Genomic DNA, 16,516 nt, shown 5'->3' with positions numbered 1-16,516 from the left:
CAGGATCATTCTTCTTTGGTTGGGAAGTGTAGCGTGATCCAGCGGCGCTGCAACAGCGCGTTGCTCGTTCAACAGGGGATGCGACGATGCCGCGTGGTGCGATGCGGCAAGCAGCTCACGCGTCGGACGGCGCCGCGAAATCCGCGCGCTCCAGCAGCAGCGACAGCGCGAAGCCTGCCACCAGTCCCCAGAACGCGGCACCGATGTTGAGCAGCGGCACATCGGCGACGGTCACCAGAAAGGCGATGAGCGCACCGAGCGAGAACCGCGTCTTGAACGCGGTCACAAACGCCGTGTGCAGCACGCGCAGCATGGCGAGGCCCGCCAGCGCCGTGATCAGTGATTTGGGCGCGATCAGCAGCAGGGCCGTGAAGGTCGGGGCCAGCAGGCCGAAGCCGAGCGCAAGCACGCCCACGACCATCGCCGCGGTGTAATGGCGCGTGCGCTCGCCGCCGGAGACGACGATCGCGTTGGTCGGTCCGGTCAGGCAGGTCGAGACGCCGCCGACCATCGCGGCGAACGCCGAGCCGATGCCGCAGGCGACGGTAACGAGATTGACCGGCGGCTTGTGGCCGGCGGCGGCCAGCACGGCAAGGCCCTGGCCGTTCTGCACCACGAGCACGGTGACCGCGAGCGGCACGATCAACTCGATCATGGCCGCGAGCGACCAGGACGGCGTCGGGATCACGGGATGGATCAGCGCGAGTTGCAGTGATGCGCTCTGGTCGTATTTGCCGAACAGGATGGTTGCGAGCGTACCGATGATGAGCGCGCCGATGATCGGCGGGCAGCGCCGGCCGAGCGCAGGCAGCGCGGTCAGAAGCAGCCAGAACACGACCATCGGTCCGGCGATGGCGAAGTCGGCGAACACGGCGCGGACGAGGTCCAGCCCGAAGCGCAGGAAGACGCCGGCGACCATGCCCATCACGATCGGCATCGGCACCAATTGCATCGCGCGCTTGACCCAGCCCGACAGCCCGAGGACCAGCATCAGCAGCGCCGTACCGTAGAATGCACCCACGACCTGCGGAAAGCTGAGATGCGTCAGCGACTGGCCGACCAGGACGGTGCCGGGAATGGTCCAGAACAGCACCAGCGGCTCGCGGTAGAGCCACGACAGCAGCAGCGTGATCAGGCCGTTGATGAAGAACACGCCGAAGATCCACGACGCGATCTCCGCCTGCGACAGTCCGCCATTGGCGCCGACCGACAGAATGATGGCGACCGGTCCGGTGATGGCGAACAGCCAGCCGATGAAGCCGTGCGAGGCGTAGAGCGGACCGAAATCATCGGCGATCCGGCTCAGGCCGGGTGGAGAGCCCGCGGGGCGTTCGATGGCGCTGAACATGGAGGGCGGGCTCGGGCCGTGTTCTTGTTGTTGTCCGGGGTGTCGCGCGAGACGTTGTGGCTGAACCGGACGAAGTGTGCAAGGCGGGCGCTGGTTGGCCGTCGCTTCGCTGGTCGTCGCCTCTCAATGGAGCCCATGCTCCGATGGGATGTCATCGTGGCGCCCACAGCGGCCTCGGCGCGTCACGACGTTGGATTGGTGATGAGCCGGACTCGCAGCGATGCTGAGGACGCGCCTCAGCCCATCGCGAGCACGGCGGTCGACAGCAGCGCCAGCATGGCCGTCGAGCCCAGCAGTTGCAGCGAGCCCTCCGGCTGCGTGCGCCAGCGGAAGATTTTGTCGGCGAGGCCGAGCGTAGCGTCGTAGAAGTTGGCCGCATAGGCCTGTTTGAGCAATTGCGGATAACGCGGCCCGATGGCCGAGATCATCAGCACGTGGATGATGCTCGCCGGCACGACGAAGCCGATGATGCTCATCGGTAGCGTGCTGCTGTGGGCGAGCTTGAGGATCAGCGCGGCGCCTGCGTAGGTGGGAAGGGCTTGAAACAGCGCCGTCAGCGCCATGCCTTCGAGCAGGTTGAGCAGTGGCGCCTTCGGCGCCGATGAACCGGGAGACGACGCGGCCGACATGGTTGAACATCCGGTTGGCGGAGGCCCTCGGTGAGGACCAGACCTCTGCCATCTAGCCCGCGACCGCCGGAAGGACCGTGAGGCCAATCACAGATCGCGGCGTCATGACCCGCTGACGCCATGATGCGTCAAGGCCGGTCGACGCCGGCGCTGGGCTACATGCGGCTCTGGCCGTTCACTTGGCTCTGCTGCTGCTGCTGCTGCTGGCGGTCCTGCTCTTTGGCGCGATGACGGCCATAGAGGCAGCCCGCGGCAGCGCCGAGCACGCCGTGGTGACCGGCATAATGGCCGGCGACGCCACCGACGATTGCGCCCTTGATGCAACCCTTGGCGTCGGCGGCCGGGGCGGACAGCAGCGCGACGGCTGCGACGGACAAGGCAAGCATGGTCTTCATGATCGTGCTCCGCAGGAATGTTGCTCTCTAACGACGGTCCTGCGACGTGGTTCCGCGACAGAGCCTGCTGTGAACCTCTTGATCGCACGTGTGACCTACGGCTTGAGAAGTTCAATCGCGCACGGGCTTGTCGCCAAGCTTCCATTCACCGTTCGGAGCTTTGAAACTGCAGGTGGTCGCACAAATGATTGACGAGTGTGGGCCACACTCTCCAGAACGTATGGTGCGGAAGGGGACTCCAGTCGGTGGAGACAGGATGATCGAGCACATCAACAAGCAGCGCGTGCGCAAGCTGCTCGAGGCCCATGCCGCCGGCGATTTCGACACCGTGCTGGCGCATTGCAACGACGACATCGAGCATTTCGCCTCTGCGCCGATCGACATCTTCCCCCATCTCGGGCGGCGCCGCGGCAAGGCCGAGGTGCGGCAGATGTGGGAGATCGCGCGCAGCCGCTATGTCGGCGTCAGGCACGAGATCAAATCGATGATCTGCGAAGGCGACCAGGTCGCTGCCGACCTCCGCATCTACCTGCGCAAGCGCGACAACGATCGCATCGTGCAATACGACCTCGCCGTGTTCTATACGCTGCGCGACGGCCGCATCAGCCGCATCCGCGAAATCATGGATACGTTCGACCTGGTGCAGCAGGTGCTCGAATGCGATCTCAGCCGGCTGCTGATCGCCGGCACCGCGCGGCCCTGAATCGCGCCGAGCCCGGCCCTGCGCGGACACGCCGCTTCGATCACGCAAACGTCAGAAAAAAGTCGGTGCGCGCTTTGAACCTTCAGCCGGGGCTGCTGACCCATCAGCGGTGGTTGATGGGGCATCGGTGCACATGAAGATCGCGTTCCTGGCAATGGCAGGATTGGTGATGGGAGTCGTGGGCGGCGCCACGGTCGGAATCGGCCTCGGGCTTGCCTGGATCGAACTGTTCAGCACCAGCGAGTTCGAGGGCTACGCCGGGATGCTGGTGTTCTTCACCTTCATGCCGCTCGGCGCCCTGATCGGCGGGCTCGCCGGTGCCACGATGTTCGGGATGGCGGCCTTCCGTGATCATGAGGTCGCGATCGCACGTCAGCACATGCCACGCGAACAGCACTAACGGATCATGAACGCGCCACCCCTGAGCTGGGGCGCAAACTCCAGCATTTGTGCAATGCAAAAACAATCATTGCGCATGCCTCTCATTGGCGTATTCAGGCGATCGATGAGTTAAATTCAGTGCCCCGGCGCGATATCATTGACGATGTCGCCGCATTCCGGCGCGCCGCCTCGCAGGCCAGATCAGGATCACCGGAAAGATGACGGAGCACAGCCTCTGGCGTCTGTCGCGCGCGCTGCATCGTGCGATCAACGAACGCCAATTCGACGAGTTCGCCGCAATGGTCGACGAGGATATCGATTGGGCCATCTACGGCCCCATCGACATGTTTCCTTTTCTCGGCGCCCGCATGGGCAAGGACGCCGTACTCGATACGGTCAGGCAGATCGCCAACAACGTGCACATTCGCAAGGTGGAGCGCGAGACGCTGATGCTGGACGACGGCGCCGCAGCCACTATGGTCCGTTGCGCGATGACGACGCAGGATTCCGACAAGCCCATCACCGCCCGGCTCGCGCAATTCCTGCAATTCCGCGCCGGCAAGCTGTCGCGGTTGCGAATCCTGATCGACACGTTCGATCTCGTCGAGCAGACACTCGGCCGCCCGATCGACCTGCCGCGCATCGGCAGCTTCGCCTGACCTCAGCGTGTTGGATTGCAGTCACACTCACCAACAACCCAACACATCGTGACTGGCGCAGTCACAATTTTGCGCCAAGATTCCACCATATTTCGACGGACAGGTTCGGGCGGCGGGGGTTGCTCTCATGACATCTTATGGTTGCGCGCTGGCGTTTTTCACGGCCGGCTTCGGCCTTCTTGCGTCCGTGGCGCCGGCCCAGACGCTGCTTCAGGCGCCGCAACCGCTGCAGATCGTCCCGTGGCAGCAAATCGCGCCGGCGCAACCGGACGAGGACGACGACAAGCCTGACGACCAGGTTGCCGCAGCCGACCCGATGAAGGACATCGAGGTCGACAAGCTCGACTGGAGCCAGCTCGCGATCGACGAGACGACCTTCCTCGATCGCCCGGAGGCGGCCGCTGCGGCGAAGCGCAAGGCAGCTGCCGAGAGGGCCGCCTCGCTTGACTGGTCAAACCAGAACAAGGGCAACCTCGCCTCCGGCGTGGCGGTCAAGCAGTCGGTGTCGCCGTTCTGGGATGCCCGCGTAGGCGCAGACATGACGGTCGCGCGACAGCCGACCACGATGTCGGAATTGCTGGCAGAGAAGGCTGAGAACGGCGGCAGTGCTCCGCAATCCGGCGGCTCGGCCTGGGCTGCCATCACCGCGCCCGGCGCCGGCTCGATCTGGGACAAGACCGCCATCGAGGCCCGCGTCGATCCGGGGTCGGATCAGAGCCGGCTCGGCACCACCATCACCAAGGCGGTGCCGATTGATCACTATAATCTGACCCTCCAGAACGGCTACAACGTCACCCAGCAGGGCATGGTGCCGATCCCAGGCGCGGCGCCGAAGACCAGCCGCAGCTTCGACACCGAGCAATCAGCCAGGCTCTCGATCGGCGAGACCGGCACCAGCGTCGTCGCCGGCCAGACCATGTCGTCGAGCGACGACAAGTGGCTGCGCAAGCTCGGCGCCGAGCAGAAGCTCAGCGATGGGCTCACCGTATCGGGTGCGATCGGCGAAACCGCGCAGGGCGGCACCAGCAAGAGCATCTCGGCCGGCTTCAAGCGGAGTTGGTAATCGTTAACGATTGCGGCAGCCGTCACGAATAGTCGAACCATCGCCGCAGCTTCGCCGCGTTATGGCCCAATTTCGCCGCACTGATAGGCTTTGAGAATTTCGTCGTGCGGGGACACCGCGCTCGCTTGAACGCGAAATGAGGAAATAGCCGATGAATGTCATTCGTCCGGACAAGATCGATGGAACTGAAGCCGAGCTGGACACGGATCTTGCGGCGGTCTCCGAAGTCGAGGCCGGCATTCGCGATTTCGTGCGTAATGATATCGCCTATCTGCGCCGTCCCAATGCCGCTGCCACGGCAGAGGCCGCGATCGATGCCGACGCCGCGGTCAACAGCGTCACCACGCTGATTCAGCGTGTCGCCGGCACGTCGCTGTCGGAGATCGAGAGCCTGATCGGGGAGCTCGAGGGCCTGCGCGAACTGCTGCATGCCGAAGGCCAGCGCGTCCAGCGTGAGATCGCGAGCTACGCTCAGCTGAGCCAGGCGGCGATGAAGTCCACCCGCGCCATCGCCGAAAACGTTACCCAGTGGAAGCGTGCGGCCGACGGACTGCGCGGCAGCTGAACGTTATTTCCGGCTCTTATATGAACCCGCTGCGCGAGAGATCGCGCGGCGGTTTTCGTCTTTGGGACGTCGTCATATCGTTGAACGTCTGCCAGAAGCCCCGTGACCAACACATGCCCATCTGCTTGCGGGCATCGTTGGGTCTAGGGGCTGCCATCTCGATGGAAACGATCCGGCCGGAAAAACCCGATCCGATACCTTTTCGGCAAGAGCCTCAGCGGATCGGGACCATCATGGTCCGCTTCGTCGGATTGCTGTTGGTTGCGACGGCGGCCTTGGTGTTCATCCGGAGCCGCTAGACCTCCGATGAAGAGGCCACCGATGAAGAGAGCAGTGCCGTAAATCGGTTAACGGCTGCTTAAGACCTCAATCGAGGGACGCTGACGTTTCCAGCGAATACGAGCCGTCGGCATAACCTTTCACGACCATCCCGGTCGCGAGCATCACCGCGAGTGTCACGCTGGCAAAGATAAAGCCGAGGAGTTTCAGACCGCTGCGATCTGCCATACTCATCCCCCACATCCTGATCCCTGGTTGGCTGTCTTATAGAGTCGAGGTTCAGAATGCGTTAGCGCGAAGTTCGTTCCGCGCCGACAATCCTACCAAGCGTGACCTTTTCGCCTCAACCATTGTTCCTTCGCGGGACAAACACCGATGCGAGCACGGAAAACACCAGCTCACCATGTTGATTGATGCCGGTGTTGCGCGCTTGCAGTATGCCCCATTGCGGGCGCGAGGCGGATGCACGCAGCGAATCAATTTCGCTGGAGAAGGTAATCGTATCGCCGGCGAGCACGGGCTTGAGCCAGCGCAGCTCGCGAAATCCGGGAGACGGTCCTCCGACGGCGATCGGTTCGCCGCGCGAGCGCGCGATCTCCGCCAGCCGCTGATTGTCGGCGATGATCAGCTTCATGCAGACCGAGCCGACGTGCCAGCCCGATGCGGCGAGCCCACCGAATAGTGAGTTGCGGCCTTCTTCCTCGTCGAGATGAAAGCGCTGCGGATCGAATTGCCGGGCGAAGCGTTTGATGTCGTCGGCGGTGAACGTGTAGGAGCCGAGTTCGCGCCGCTGGCCGACCTCCAGATCTTCGAAGAAGCGCATCAGCTCACCTGTCCGCTGCTGTCGCGCCGCTCGACGATGATCGGAGATTCCATCTCGCAAAGGATCGCGCCGGCCTTGTTGCGCGCGCGGCATTTGAACGTGACGATTCCCGTCGACGGCCGGCTCCGCGACACGCGGGACTCGACGACCGCGACATCGAGCGTCAGCTCGTCGTCGGGCCGCAGCGGCGATAGCCACCTGACCTCGTTGACTCCCGGAGAGCCGAGCGAGGCGGTGCGGCTGATGAAGCCGTCGAACATCATGCGCATCATCAGCGAACAGAGATGCCATCCCGAGCCGGACAGGCCCTTGAGCATCGACTGCATCGCTGCGCCTTCATCCAGATGCATCGGTTGCGGATCGAACTCGGATGCGAAGGCGATGATCTCGTCGCGGGACACGTGTCGCGGACCGAAGCTGCCGAACGGTCCTGGCGGAAAATCTTCGAAGGTCAGGGTCATGGAGTCGTGAATGGCTGAAAGAAGCCTGATTGTGGCCGCAGTTTGCGGCAATCACAACCGGGCTGCTCGCATGGCTGACGCCCGGTCCGGTCGCGAAAGAGTGCCATAAGGCTCCGCACACCGAGATGATGGGGCCGCGCCCGATCGTCATCTGGCGCGGGATTCGAGCGCGACTTAAAGACGTATTCGACCGCGATTCGGAAGTTGCTGGGGGATCAGATGTTGGAATTTCGCGATTTGTTCCAGTGGGACCGTTTCATCACGCCCACGATCATCAAGACGTTCTATTGGCTTGTGATCGCGCTCGTCATCCTCTCGGGAATCCGCGGTATTTTCACCGGCCTTGCCGAAATGGCCATCAGCCCGTTCGGCGGTTTCCTGATGCTGCTGTCCTCGCTCGCGGGCATCATCGTCGGCATGGTGTTCTCGCGCATCATCGCGGAGTTCGTGCTGATCGTCTTCCGCATCAACGAGCATCTGGGCGCGATCCGCGAGCAGGGGCGGATGTAGCCGCTCCACGGTACCTCTTTAGTTGTTGAAGCGGAAGTGCATCACGTCGCCGTCGGCGACCACATATTCCTTGCCTTCGAGCCGCAGTTTGCCGCCCTCGCGCGCGCCCGCCTCGCCGCCGAGCGCGACGTAGTCGGCATAGGCGATGGTCTCGGCGCGGATGAAGCCCTTCTCGAAATCGGTATGAATCACGCCCGCCGCCGCCGGCGCCTTGGTGCCGCGGTGAATGGTCCAGGCGCGCGCTTCCTTAGGGCCGACGGTAAAATAGGTGATCAGGTCGAGCAGCTGATAGCCGGCACGGATCAACCGATCGAGACCGGCCTCTTCGAGCCCGAGCGTCTCCAGGAAATCAACCCGCTCCTCGCGCGACAAGGTCGCGATCTCGGATTCGATCTTGGCGGAGATCACGACGGCGATCGCGCCTTCCTCCTTGGCGCGCGCGAAAACGGCCTGCGAGAAGCTGTTGCCGTCCTTGGCCGAACCTTCCTCGACGTTGCAGACGTACAGAACCGGCTTCGAGGTCAGCAGGCCTAGCATGCCGAAGGCGCGCTCCTCTTCCGGCTTGCGCTCCAGCAGCCGCGCCGGCTTGCCGTCGCGCAGCAGCACCAGCGCGCGGGTGACGATCTCGTACTGCTCCTTGGCATCCTTGTCGCCGCCCTTGGCCTTCTTAGCCAGATTGTCGACCCGCTTCTCGAGGCTGTCGAGATCGGCCAGCATCAGCTCGGTCTCGATGGTCTCGATGTCGGCGAGCGGGGCGATCTTGCCCTCGACATGGGTGATGTCGGAATCCTCGAAGCAGCGCACGACATGGGCGATCGCGTCCGTCTCGCGGATGTTGGCGAGGAACTGATTGCCGAGGCCTTCACCCTTGGAGGCGCCGCGCACGAGGCCGGCGATGTCGACGAAGGTGAGTCGCGTCGGGATGATCTGCCCCGACTTCGCGATGGCTGCGAGCTTGTCGAGCCTCGGATCGGGCACGGCGACCTCGCCCACATTCGGCTCGATGGTGCAGAATGGATAGTTCGCGGCCTGCGCCGCCGCCGTCTCCGTCAGCGCGTTGAACAGCGTCGACTTGCCGACATTGGGCAGCCCGACGATACCGCATTTGAATCCCATGATCCGTCCCGCATCCTTTCAGGCGACGGCCGTGCGCGCCTCACGCGGCGCCGGCATCGCCCTTGTCCAGAAAACCCTTGGCCTGCAGCGCCAGATGCACCTTGTTGGCGAAGGTGGAGTCGCGCTTGCCCGTCAACAATTCCGCATTGTCGGCGACAGCCTCGCACAGCGCCTCGACCCAGGGCATGTCGGCTTTGGCGAAATCCGACAGCACGTGGCCATGCACCAGCTCCTTGACGCCGGGATGACCGATGCCCAGCCGCACGCGGCGGTAGTCGTTGCCGAGATGCGCCGAGATCGAGCGCAGCCCGTTATGGCCGGCGATGCCGCCGCCGACCTTCACGCGCAGCTTGCCGGGTGGCAATTCCAACTCGTCCTGGAACACCGTGACGTCGCCGACGCCGAGCTTGAAGAAGCTGGCCGCTTCCTGCACGGCGCGGCCGGATTCGTTCATGTAGGTGGTCGGCTTCAGCAGGATCACCTTCTCGGAGTCGAGCGTGCCTTCCGAGGTCTCGCCCTGAAACCTGCGGCGCCAGGGCGAAAAGCGGTGGCGCCGCGAAATCTCGTCCACGGCCATGAAGCCGATATTGTGCCGGTTGCGCGCATATTTCGCGCCGGGATTGCCGAGACCGACGAACAGCAGCATGGCGCGGCATCCGGACATGCCGGTGCTCCGGCCGGCGCGAGCAGGGCTCGCGCAGGCCGGAGGCACATCGGCTTACTTCTTCTTCTCGGGTGCCTTGGCAGCGGCAGCCGGCGCCTTGGCGGCAGCGGCAGGAGCCTTGCCAGCGGCAGCCGGCGCCGCAGCGGCCGGAGCAGCCGCTGCACCAGCGGTCTTCGCCTCCTCGCCATAGCCCGACGGCGGCACGATGGTGACGAGCGTCGCATCGTCGCGCGACAGCGTCTTCACGCCGGTCGGCAGCTTGACGTCGGAGATGTGCAGCGAGTGGTTGATCTCGAGCGCGCTGACATCGGCCTCGATGAACTGCGGAATGTTCTCCGCGAGGCACTCGAGGTCGAGCGTGTGGGTCACGATGTTGACGGTGCCGCCGCGCTTGACGCCCGGGGCGCCTTCCGAACCCACCACATGCAAGGGCACGCTGACGCGAATGGTCGCGCCCTGGCCGAGCCGCATGAAGTCGACGTGGATCGGGAAGTCCTTGACCGGATCGAGATGGAAGTCGCGCGGGATCACGCGGTGCTTCTTGCCGTCGAGGGTGACGTCGAAGATCGTGGTCAGAAACCGGCCCGCCAGGATGCGCTGGCGCAGTTCGCGGTCTTCCACCGAGATCGGCAGAGGGGGCTGGTTGTCTCCATAAATCACTCCGGGCACTCTCCCGGCGCGACGCTCTGCCCGTGCGGCCCCCTTGCCGACTGACGGACGGGCGGTCGCCTTCAGTTCTCTGACGGTCGCCATCGTGTTAAGTCCTTGTTTTAAAAAGTTAAAGGCCGCAATGCGGCCCGTTGCTGGACGTCCTTCGGCAAGCCTCCAGGGGTGCGGGGGCCGCGGACGTGGCGGCGTTCTAGCCGCAAACCCGGGAAATGACAAGGAAATGAAGGGGCAGGCCGCCCCTTCCTCCGGTCCCGGTGCGGTCCGGCCGCGGCCTCAGCCACCGGTGCTGCCGGCTCCCGACGTGGCCGCCCCGTCCAGCTTCGCCTCCAGGGCGGCGATCCGCGCCTTCAGCGCCTCGTTCTCCTCGCGGGCAAGCCGGGCCATGTCCTTGACCGCCTCGAACTCCTCGCGCTTCACGATGTCCAGGTCGTTCAGGATCTTTTCGGCCTGATTGCGGATGACGGAATCGACCTCCCGCTTCATGCCCTGGGCGGCGCCCGCGGCGTCGTTCATCAGGCGGCCGAGTTCATCGAAAAACCGGTTGTTGGTCTGGGTCATGTCAAAAACTCCGCGTCCCGCGACGAGCACGATGATGGAAGACAGAATGGCGATCCGCGCCGCCGCCTTCAAGATGGGCCCGTCTTGTCATGCCGCGGTTTCCTTGTCATCGTACTTGTTGCGCCGGCCCGCCGCGCTGTATGAGCGGCCGAAGGACCACATGCGCCGCATATGTTCATGTGGGGCCCGTTCAAAGCCCGCATCGCCCCGTGCGTCCCGACGCGGAACGCCGCGCCCACGAAAGCCTGTGAATGACGCCTCTCCTCATCGACTTTCCCGTGTTCGATCCGACTGCGATCGCGATCGGCCCGCTCGCGATCCGCTGGTATGCGCTGGCCTATATCTGCGGCATCGTGCTTGGCTGGCTCTACGCCCGCTCGCTGCTGAAGAAGGAACGGCTGTGGGGCGGCCCGGCGCCGGTGTCGCTGATCCAACTCGACGACTTCATCCTGTGGGCCACGCTCGGCATCATCCTCGGCGGCCGCACCGGCTACGTGCTGTTCTACAATTTGCCGTTCTTCATCGATCATCCGCTCGAGATCTTCCAGCTGTGGAACGGCGGCATGTCCTTCCATGGCGGCTTCATGGGCTGCGTGGTCGCGGTGATCTGGTTCGCCCGTCGCAACGGCCTGCCGATCCTGTCGCTCGGCGACATCACCACCGCGGTCGCCCCGATCGGCCTGCTGCTCGGCCGCATCGCCAATTTCATCAATGGTGAGTTGTGGGGCCGCCCGGCCGATTCGAGCGTGCCCTGGGCGATGATCTTCCCGCGCGATCCGACCCATCTGCCGCGCCATCCGAGCCAGCTCTACGAAGCCTGCCTCGAAGGCATCGTGCTGTTCGTCGTGCTCGCCACCATGATCCGGTTCGGCGCGCTGAAACGCCCAGGCCTGATCCTCGGCAGCTTCATTGGTCTCTATGGCGTTGCCCGCATCGTCAGCGAGTTCTTTCGCGAGCCGGACGAACAGCTCGGCTTCTTCTGGCGCCACCTCACGATGGGCATGATCCTGTCGCTGCCGATGCTGATCGTCGGCGCGATCCTGGTGATCAGGGCGTTGCGCAAGCCCGAGGTCCATCACGCCACTCCCTCGTTGCAGGCCCAGTCGTGATCGAAACCTCTCCGCTCCACACCGAGATCAAGCGGCTGATCAAGGCGTCCGGCCCGATGCCGGTGTGGCGCTACATGGAGCTGTGCCTGATGCATCCCGAGCACGGCTACTACATCTCGCGCGATCCGCTCGGGCGCGAGGGCGATTTCACCACCGCCCCGGAAGTGAGCCAGATGTTCGGCGAGCTGCTCGGCCTGTGGGCGGCGTCGATCTGGAAGTCGGCCGGCTCGCCGCAGCAGTTCCGCCTGATCGAGCTGGGGCCGGGCCGCGGCACCATGATGTCCGATGCGCTGCGCGCGCTGCGCGTGCTGCCGCCGCTGTACCAGACGATCTCGGTGCACCTGGTCGAGGTCAATCCGGTGCTGCGGGACAAACAGAAGGCGACGCTGACGGGCCTGCGCAACGTCAGCTGGCACGACAGTTTCGACGACGTGCCGGAGGGGCCGAGCGTCATCTTCGCCAACGAGTATTTCGACGTGCTGCCGGTGCACCAGATGGTGAGGCGCGAAACCGGCTGGCACGAGCGCGTGGTCGAACTCGATGACGAGGAGAACTTCGTTTATGGCACGGCCGCGGAGCCGATGCCGGGCTTCGAATTGCTGCTGCCGCCGCTGGTGCGCGCCGCACCGTCCGGCGCGATCTTCGAATGGCGGCCGAACACCGAGATGATGGCGATCGCAAAACGCCTGCGCGAGCAGCGCGGCGCCGCCGTCATCATCGATTACGGCCATGTTCGCAGCGATGTCGGCGACACCTTCCAGGCGATCGCGCGGCACAGCTTTGCCGATCCGCTGAAGACGCCGGGGCTTGCCGATATCACCGCGCATGTCGATTTCGATGCGCTGGCGCGGACGGCGGAGGCGGTCGGCGCGCGCGTGCACGGGCCTGTCACGCAAGGCGAGTTCCTGCAGCGGCTCGGGATCGAGACGCGGGCCCTGACCCTGATGCAGAAGGCATCGGCGGACGTGTCCGCCGACATCGCGAGCGGGCTGAAGCGGCTGACCGGCGGCGGCCGCGACGGCATGGGCGCGCTGTTCAAGGTGCTCGGCGTCTCCGATCCGGCGATACCGGTGCTGGCGGGCATCAGCGACGAGCACACCAACGACAAGACGGGAGGCGCGTGATGCTGGTGTCATCGGATGTGATGTCTGCGATTCCGGGCCTGCGCCACGCCTTCTTCACCCGCGAGGGCGGCGTCTCCGACGGCATCTATGCCGGGCTCAATGGCGGGCTCGGATCGAACGACGATCCGGAGCACGTCCGGGAAAACCGCCGCCGCATGGCCGCGCATCTCGGCGTCGTCCCCGAGCACTTCCTCAGCGTGCACCAGATCCATTCGCCCGACGCCGTGGTCGCGACCGGGCCCTGGGACGGGGCCGTCCGGCCGAAGGCCGACGCCCTGGTGACCGCGACGCCCAACCTCGCGATCGGCGTCACCACGGCCGATTGCGGGCCGATCCTGTTCGTCGATCCGAACGCGCGCGTCATCGGTGCGGCTCATGCCGGCTGGAAGGGCGCGCTGACCGGCGTGCTCGAATCCACGCTGCAGGCGATGGAGCAACTGGGCGCCGAGCGCGGCCGGATCATCGCCGCGATCGGTCCCTTGATCCGCCAGCAGAGCTACGAGGTCGGCGCGGAATTCGTCACCCGCTTCGTCGACGATGACGCCGAGCACGGCCGCTTCTTCCTGCCGTCCGATCGCGCGGGCCATGCGATGTTCGACCTCGGCGGCTTCATCCGGATGCGGCTGGAAAGAGCCGGCGTGCTGCTGATCGACGATCTCGGCCTCGATACCTATGCCGACGCGCGCTTCTTCAGTTACCGCCGCTCGGTGCATCGCCAGGAGCCGGACTACGGCCGCCACGTCCACGCGATCATGCTCGAAGGCTGAAGCTGGGTGCGATTGTGGCTGCATGGCGATGCTTAACCCTTTCTGTACAATCGAGTGCACTCTGTCCCAATCTGTGGCAGCCGCGACCTAGACGTTAATCCATTTTAACGATATCGCTCCCGATGATGAGGGGAGCGCCCACACCATTTCGACGGATCAGCCGCGCCGCGCAGCACGCCTGCGCTGCCGCAGCCCTGGTGATGTCCGCAGCAACGCTCGGCGGCTGCGCGAGCAGCAGCGGCGCTGGTCCGGCCAACGCCTATGCGATGGCGCCGTCGTCCGATGCCGCGACCATCGCGTTCGAGCAGATCGACGGCCCGCCGCCGCAGATCTTCGATCGTATGGTCAGCGTGCTCGACAGCGAATCCAAGCTGCGCAGCCTCGCGATCGTCTCGCGCGAGGCGCCGGCGGCGTATCGTGTGCGCGCCTATCTCTCGGCGCAGGTCGTCAGCGGCAAGAGCGTGATCGCCTGGGTGTTCGACGTCTATGATCGCAACCAGCAACGCGCGCTCCGCCTCTCGGGCCAGGAGGCGATCGGACGCGGTGGCCGTGATCCCTGGAGCACCGTCGACGACATGGTGCTGCGGAAGATCGCGCAGGCCGGATTCAGCGGTCTCACCAGCATGCTGAACGGCACGGGCCCGGTCGAGAGCGCGCCCCCGGCGGCGCCCGCCGCCAGCGGCCCTGCCGTTGCCGCGGCCGAGCCGGCATCGCCTGCGTCCGCCGGCGGCAGCGTCGTCGCCCTCGGCTACACCGACCATTAGGCAAAGCGGCGCATTTTGCGCCGCTTTTTGATCGGGAAAACAGCCGCGGCGGGTTGCCAGCTGCGCAGTGTCCTTGATATCACCTCGCCCGTGCAAAACCGCCGGTTCCACGGATAGCCCGATATGCTGAACAAGGTCTCCAGCGAGACGCGAGGAGAATTCGCGATGTCGGCCAAGAACGGCTCCATTAAGCTCGTAGCCGGCAACTCCAACCCCGCTCTCGCCGCCGGCATCGCCGCCGAACTCGGGCTGGCACTGACCAAGGCCGTGGTCCGGCGCTTCGCCGACATGGAGATCTTCGTCGAGATCCAGGAGAACGTGCGCGGCTCCGACGTCTTCATCATCCAGTCGACGTCCTATCCGGCGAACGACCTCTTGATGGAGCTGCTGATCATCACCGATGCGCTGCGCCGCGCCTCCGCGCGCCGCATCACCGCCGTGGTGCCGTATTTCGGCTACGCCCGGCAGGACCGCAAATCCGGCTCGCGCACGCCGATCTCGGCCAAGCTGGTCGCCAATCTGATCACCCATGCCGGCGTCGACCGCGTCATGACGCTCGACCTGCATGCCGGTCAGATCCAGGGCTTCTTCGACATCCCGACCGACAACCTCTATGCCGCGCCGCTGATGGTGCGCGACATCAAGAACCGCTTCGACCTCTCCAACGTCATGGTGGTCTCGCCCGACGTCGGCGGCGTCGCCCGCGCTCGCGGGCTGGCCAAGCGCATCAACACGCCGCTCGCCATCGTCGACAAGCGCCGCGAGCGCCCCGGCGAGTCCGAGGTCATGAACGTGATCGGCGACGTCTCCGGCCACACCTGCATCCTGATCGACGACATCGTCGATTCCGGCGGCACGCTGGTGAACGCGGCGGATGCGCTGCTCAAGCACGGCGCCAGGGAAGTCTACGCCTACATCACCCATGGCGTGCTCTCCGGCGGTGCTGCGACCCGCATCACCTCGTCGCGCCTGAAGGAGCTCGTCATCACCGACTCCATCCAGCCGACCGAAGCCGTGCGCAACGCCCCGAACATCCGCGCACTCCCGATCGCTCCGCTGATCGCGGAGGCCATCGGCCGCACCGCCGCGGAAGAGTCGGTGTCGAGCCTGTTCGACTGAGGCTGTTGGACTGAGCCTGTTCGACTGATCCTAGTCGAACGGGACATTTTGCCATGACGGCGAGATGCCGGCCCGGCTGTCCCAGCGGCCACTGCCGTCGTCCCGGCGAACGCCGGGACCCATACCCCCAGGGTGCGGATTGAGGCACGCTGGCCATTTGGCTTTTTGCTCATCATGACTTCCGCGGCGTATGGATCCCGGATCTGCGCCGCAGCGCGCTGCCGCTCACTGCGGCTTGTCCGGGACGACAGTGGAGGATGAGGCGCATTGACGGCTCCACAACTACGATTTGCATCAGCAATCGACACTGCGGACGCGTCGCCTCGATCTCGCGGCGCGTGTCGCGTCCGAGCTTTGATCTCAGCATCACCCTTCAAATGAAGGGTGCAGGGAAGGCCGGGCGCTGGCCGCGCCCGTGGCCCGCCTGCGTAAAAAATGCAGGCGGCAGGTACCACAGGTCTGGCCGAGAAACGCCCGGCCTTCCCCGCGCAATGGTTGGAACGGCTTATACGTGGTCTCCCTGGTGCACCGGGCTTTCTGGCCACCATGTCGCGACAACGCGCTCGCGCACGCCGCCGCGGGACACCAGCATCGGGGTGTCAGGACCGCACGATTTCGCCGTGCGCAGGAAACCGTTCGTCGGCGCGACACGAAGCCACGCTGCGTTTCCCTGCGCCCACCGCATTCCGCTGCCGACGTCCATGACGACCGCGATACGTCCCCTCCGACGCAACGGAACGAGCGGACCATAATGCTGATTTGGCGAAATCGTCAAGTGATTTATTTTTATCCGAAGAAGCGGCAATGGCG

Annotated in this window: 22 protein-coding genes; 11 read left to right on the top strand and 11 right to left on the bottom strand. The window is 64.9% G+C overall.

The window, feature by feature from the left end; genetic code table 11:
* Nucleotides 1-115: 115 nt before the first annotated feature.
* From ACQR1B_RS18390 to ACQR1B_RS18380, 3 genes are all read right to left on the bottom strand, one after another.
* Nucleotides 116-1,348, bottom strand: coding sequence for a benzoate/H(+) symporter BenE family transporter (locus ACQR1B_RS18390; RefSeq protein WP_434836164.1), 1,233 nt, complete (start codon nucleotides 1,346-1,348; stop codon nucleotides 116-118).
* A gap of 236 nt (nucleotides 1,349-1,584) precedes the next feature.
* Nucleotides 1,585-1,977, bottom strand: a complete 393-nt coding sequence (locus ACQR1B_RS18385) for a hypothetical protein (RefSeq protein ID WP_434836165.1) — start codon at nucleotides 1,975-1,977, stop codon at nucleotides 1,585-1,587.
* Between the two features lie 155 nt (nucleotides 1,978-2,132).
* A complete protein-coding gene (locus tag ACQR1B_RS18380; protein WP_434836166.1) occupies nucleotides 2,133-2,372 on the bottom strand; it encodes a hypothetical protein in 240 nt (79 codons plus the stop codon).
* A gap of 256 nt (nucleotides 2,373-2,628) precedes the next feature.
* Between ACQR1B_RS18380 and ACQR1B_RS18375 the strand changes: the two genes are divergently transcribed.
* The 5 genes from ACQR1B_RS18375 to ACQR1B_RS18355 all read left to right on the top strand — a co-directional run bounded on the left by ACQR1B_RS18375 (nucleotide 2,629) and on the right by ACQR1B_RS18355 (nucleotide 5,743).
* The gene (locus ACQR1B_RS18375; protein WP_434836167.1) at nucleotides 2,629-3,075 is read left to right on the top strand and encodes a nuclear transport factor 2 family protein; all 447 of its coding nucleotides are present in this window, start codon (nucleotides 2,629-2,631) and stop codon (nucleotides 3,073-3,075) included.
* Nucleotides 3,076-3,208: 133 nt separating this feature from the next.
* Nucleotides 3,209-3,475 (top strand): hypothetical protein, encoded by a 267-nt coding sequence (locus ACQR1B_RS18370; RefSeq protein ID WP_434836168.1) that lies wholly within the window; start codon nucleotides 3,209-3,211, stop codon nucleotides 3,473-3,475.
* A 199-nt stretch (nucleotides 3,476-3,674) separates the two neighbouring features.
* Nucleotides 3,675-4,115, top strand: coding sequence for a nuclear transport factor 2 family protein (locus ACQR1B_RS18365; protein ID WP_434836169.1), 441 nt, complete (start codon nucleotides 3,675-3,677; stop codon nucleotides 4,113-4,115).
* Between the two features lie 127 nt (nucleotides 4,116-4,242).
* A complete protein-coding gene (locus tag ACQR1B_RS18360; protein WP_434836170.1) occupies nucleotides 4,243-5,178 on the top strand; it encodes a hypothetical protein in 936 nt (311 codons plus the stop codon).
* Nucleotides 5,179-5,329: 151 nt separating this feature from the next.
* On the top strand, nucleotides 5,330-5,743 hold the full coding sequence (locus ACQR1B_RS18355; RefSeq protein WP_434836171.1) for a hypothetical protein: 414 nt from the start codon (nucleotides 5,330-5,332) through the stop codon (nucleotides 5,741-5,743).
* 366 nt (nucleotides 5,744-6,109) lie between these two features.
* On the opposite strand, the gene ACQR1B_RS18350 is transcribed toward ACQR1B_RS18355, so the two are convergent.
* The 3 genes from ACQR1B_RS18350 to ACQR1B_RS18340 form a co-directional block, all read right to left on the bottom strand.
* Nucleotides 6,110-6,256: a hypothetical protein gene (locus ACQR1B_RS18350; protein WP_434836245.1), complete on the bottom strand. Its 147-nt coding sequence runs from the start codon at nucleotides 6,254-6,256 to the stop codon at nucleotides 6,110-6,112.
* Between the two features lie 109 nt (nucleotides 6,257-6,365).
* Nucleotides 6,366-6,845: a MaoC family dehydratase gene (locus ACQR1B_RS18345; protein ID WP_434836172.1), complete on the bottom strand. Its 480-nt coding sequence runs from the start codon at nucleotides 6,843-6,845 to the stop codon at nucleotides 6,366-6,368.
* Nucleotides 6,845-7,306: a MaoC family dehydratase gene (locus ACQR1B_RS18340; protein ID WP_434836173.1), complete on the bottom strand. Its 462-nt coding sequence runs from the start codon at nucleotides 7,304-7,306 to the stop codon at nucleotides 6,845-6,847. Before ACQR1B_RS18340 ends, ACQR1B_RS18345 begins: the two co-directional genes overlap by 1 nt.
* Before the next feature lie 219 nt (nucleotides 7,307-7,525).
* Here ACQR1B_RS18340 and ACQR1B_RS18335 point away from each other — a divergent pair, with 219 nt between their 5' ends.
* On the top strand, nucleotides 7,526-7,816 hold the full coding sequence (locus ACQR1B_RS18335) for a DUF4282 domain-containing protein (RefSeq protein ID WP_434836174.1): 291 nt from the start codon (nucleotides 7,526-7,528) through the stop codon (nucleotides 7,814-7,816).
* 18 nt (nucleotides 7,817-7,834) lie between these two features.
* Here ACQR1B_RS18335 and ychF read toward each other — a convergent pair whose 3' ends face one another.
* The 4 genes from ychF to ACQR1B_RS18315 form a co-directional block, all read right to left on the bottom strand.
* Nucleotides 7,835-8,932 carry a redox-regulated ATPase YchF gene (ychF, locus tag ACQR1B_RS18330; RefSeq protein ID WP_434836175.1) on the bottom strand — a complete coding sequence of 366 codons (1,098 nt, stop codon included), beginning with the start codon at nucleotides 8,930-8,932 and terminating at the stop codon, nucleotides 7,835-7,837.
* 40 nt (nucleotides 8,933-8,972) lie between these two features.
* Entirely contained in the window at nucleotides 8,973-9,578 is a 606-nt protein-coding gene (gene pth, locus ACQR1B_RS18325; protein ID WP_434836239.1) for an aminoacyl-tRNA hydrolase, read from the bottom strand.
* Between the two features lie 72 nt (nucleotides 9,579-9,650).
* Nucleotides 9,651-10,349, bottom strand: coding sequence for a 50S ribosomal protein L25/general stress protein Ctc (locus ACQR1B_RS18320; protein ID WP_434836176.1), 699 nt, complete (start codon nucleotides 10,347-10,349; stop codon nucleotides 9,651-9,653).
* 189 nt (nucleotides 10,350-10,538) lie between these two features.
* Nucleotides 10,539-10,823: an accessory factor UbiK family protein gene (locus tag ACQR1B_RS18315; protein WP_434836240.1), complete on the bottom strand. Its 285-nt coding sequence runs from the start codon at nucleotides 10,821-10,823 to the stop codon at nucleotides 10,539-10,541.
* A 251-nt stretch (nucleotides 10,824-11,074) separates the two neighbouring features.
* Between ACQR1B_RS18315 and lgt the strand changes: the two genes are divergently transcribed.
* From lgt to ACQR1B_RS18295, 4 genes are all read left to right on the top strand, one after another.
* Entirely contained in the window at nucleotides 11,075-11,932 is an 858-nt protein-coding gene (lgt, locus tag ACQR1B_RS18310) for a prolipoprotein diacylglyceryl transferase (protein WP_434836177.1), read from the top strand.
* Nucleotides 11,929-13,056, top strand: a complete 1,128-nt coding sequence (locus ACQR1B_RS18305) for a class I SAM-dependent methyltransferase (RefSeq protein ID WP_434836178.1) — start codon at nucleotides 11,929-11,931, stop codon at nucleotides 13,054-13,056. Before lgt ends, ACQR1B_RS18305 begins: the two co-directional genes overlap by 4 nt.
* Nucleotides 13,057-13,076: 20 nt before the next feature.
* A complete protein-coding gene (pgeF, locus tag ACQR1B_RS18300) occupies nucleotides 13,077-13,823 on the top strand; it encodes a peptidoglycan editing factor PgeF (RefSeq protein ID WP_434836241.1) in 747 nt (248 codons plus the stop codon).
* Between the two features lie 200 nt (nucleotides 13,824-14,023).
* Nucleotides 14,024-14,587: a hypothetical protein gene (locus tag ACQR1B_RS18295; RefSeq protein ID WP_434836179.1), complete on the top strand. Its 564-nt coding sequence runs from the start codon at nucleotides 14,024-14,026 to the stop codon at nucleotides 14,585-14,587.
* Here ACQR1B_RS18295 and ACQR1B_RS18290 read toward each other — a convergent pair.
* A complete protein-coding gene (locus ACQR1B_RS18290) occupies nucleotides 14,584-14,763 on the bottom strand; it encodes a hypothetical protein (RefSeq protein ID WP_434836180.1) in 180 nt (59 codons plus the stop codon). The two genes, ACQR1B_RS18295 and ACQR1B_RS18290, sit on opposite strands and share 4 nt — an antisense overlap.
* Between ACQR1B_RS18290 and ACQR1B_RS18285 the strand changes: the two genes are divergently transcribed.
* Nucleotides 14,753-15,706, top strand: coding sequence for a ribose-phosphate pyrophosphokinase (locus tag ACQR1B_RS18285; RefSeq protein WP_434836181.1), 954 nt, complete (start codon nucleotides 14,753-14,755; stop codon nucleotides 15,704-15,706). The genes ACQR1B_RS18290 and ACQR1B_RS18285 overlap by 11 nt on opposite strands.
* Nucleotides 15,707-16,516 lie beyond the last annotated feature (810 nt).

Source organism: Bradyrhizobium oligotrophicum (assembly GCF_051168495.1).
Taxonomy (GTDB): Bacteria; Pseudomonadota; Alphaproteobacteria; order Rhizobiales; family Xanthobacteraceae; genus Bradyrhizobium; species Bradyrhizobium oligotrophicum_A.
This window is presented reverse-complemented; position numbering and strand designations above follow the sequence as displayed.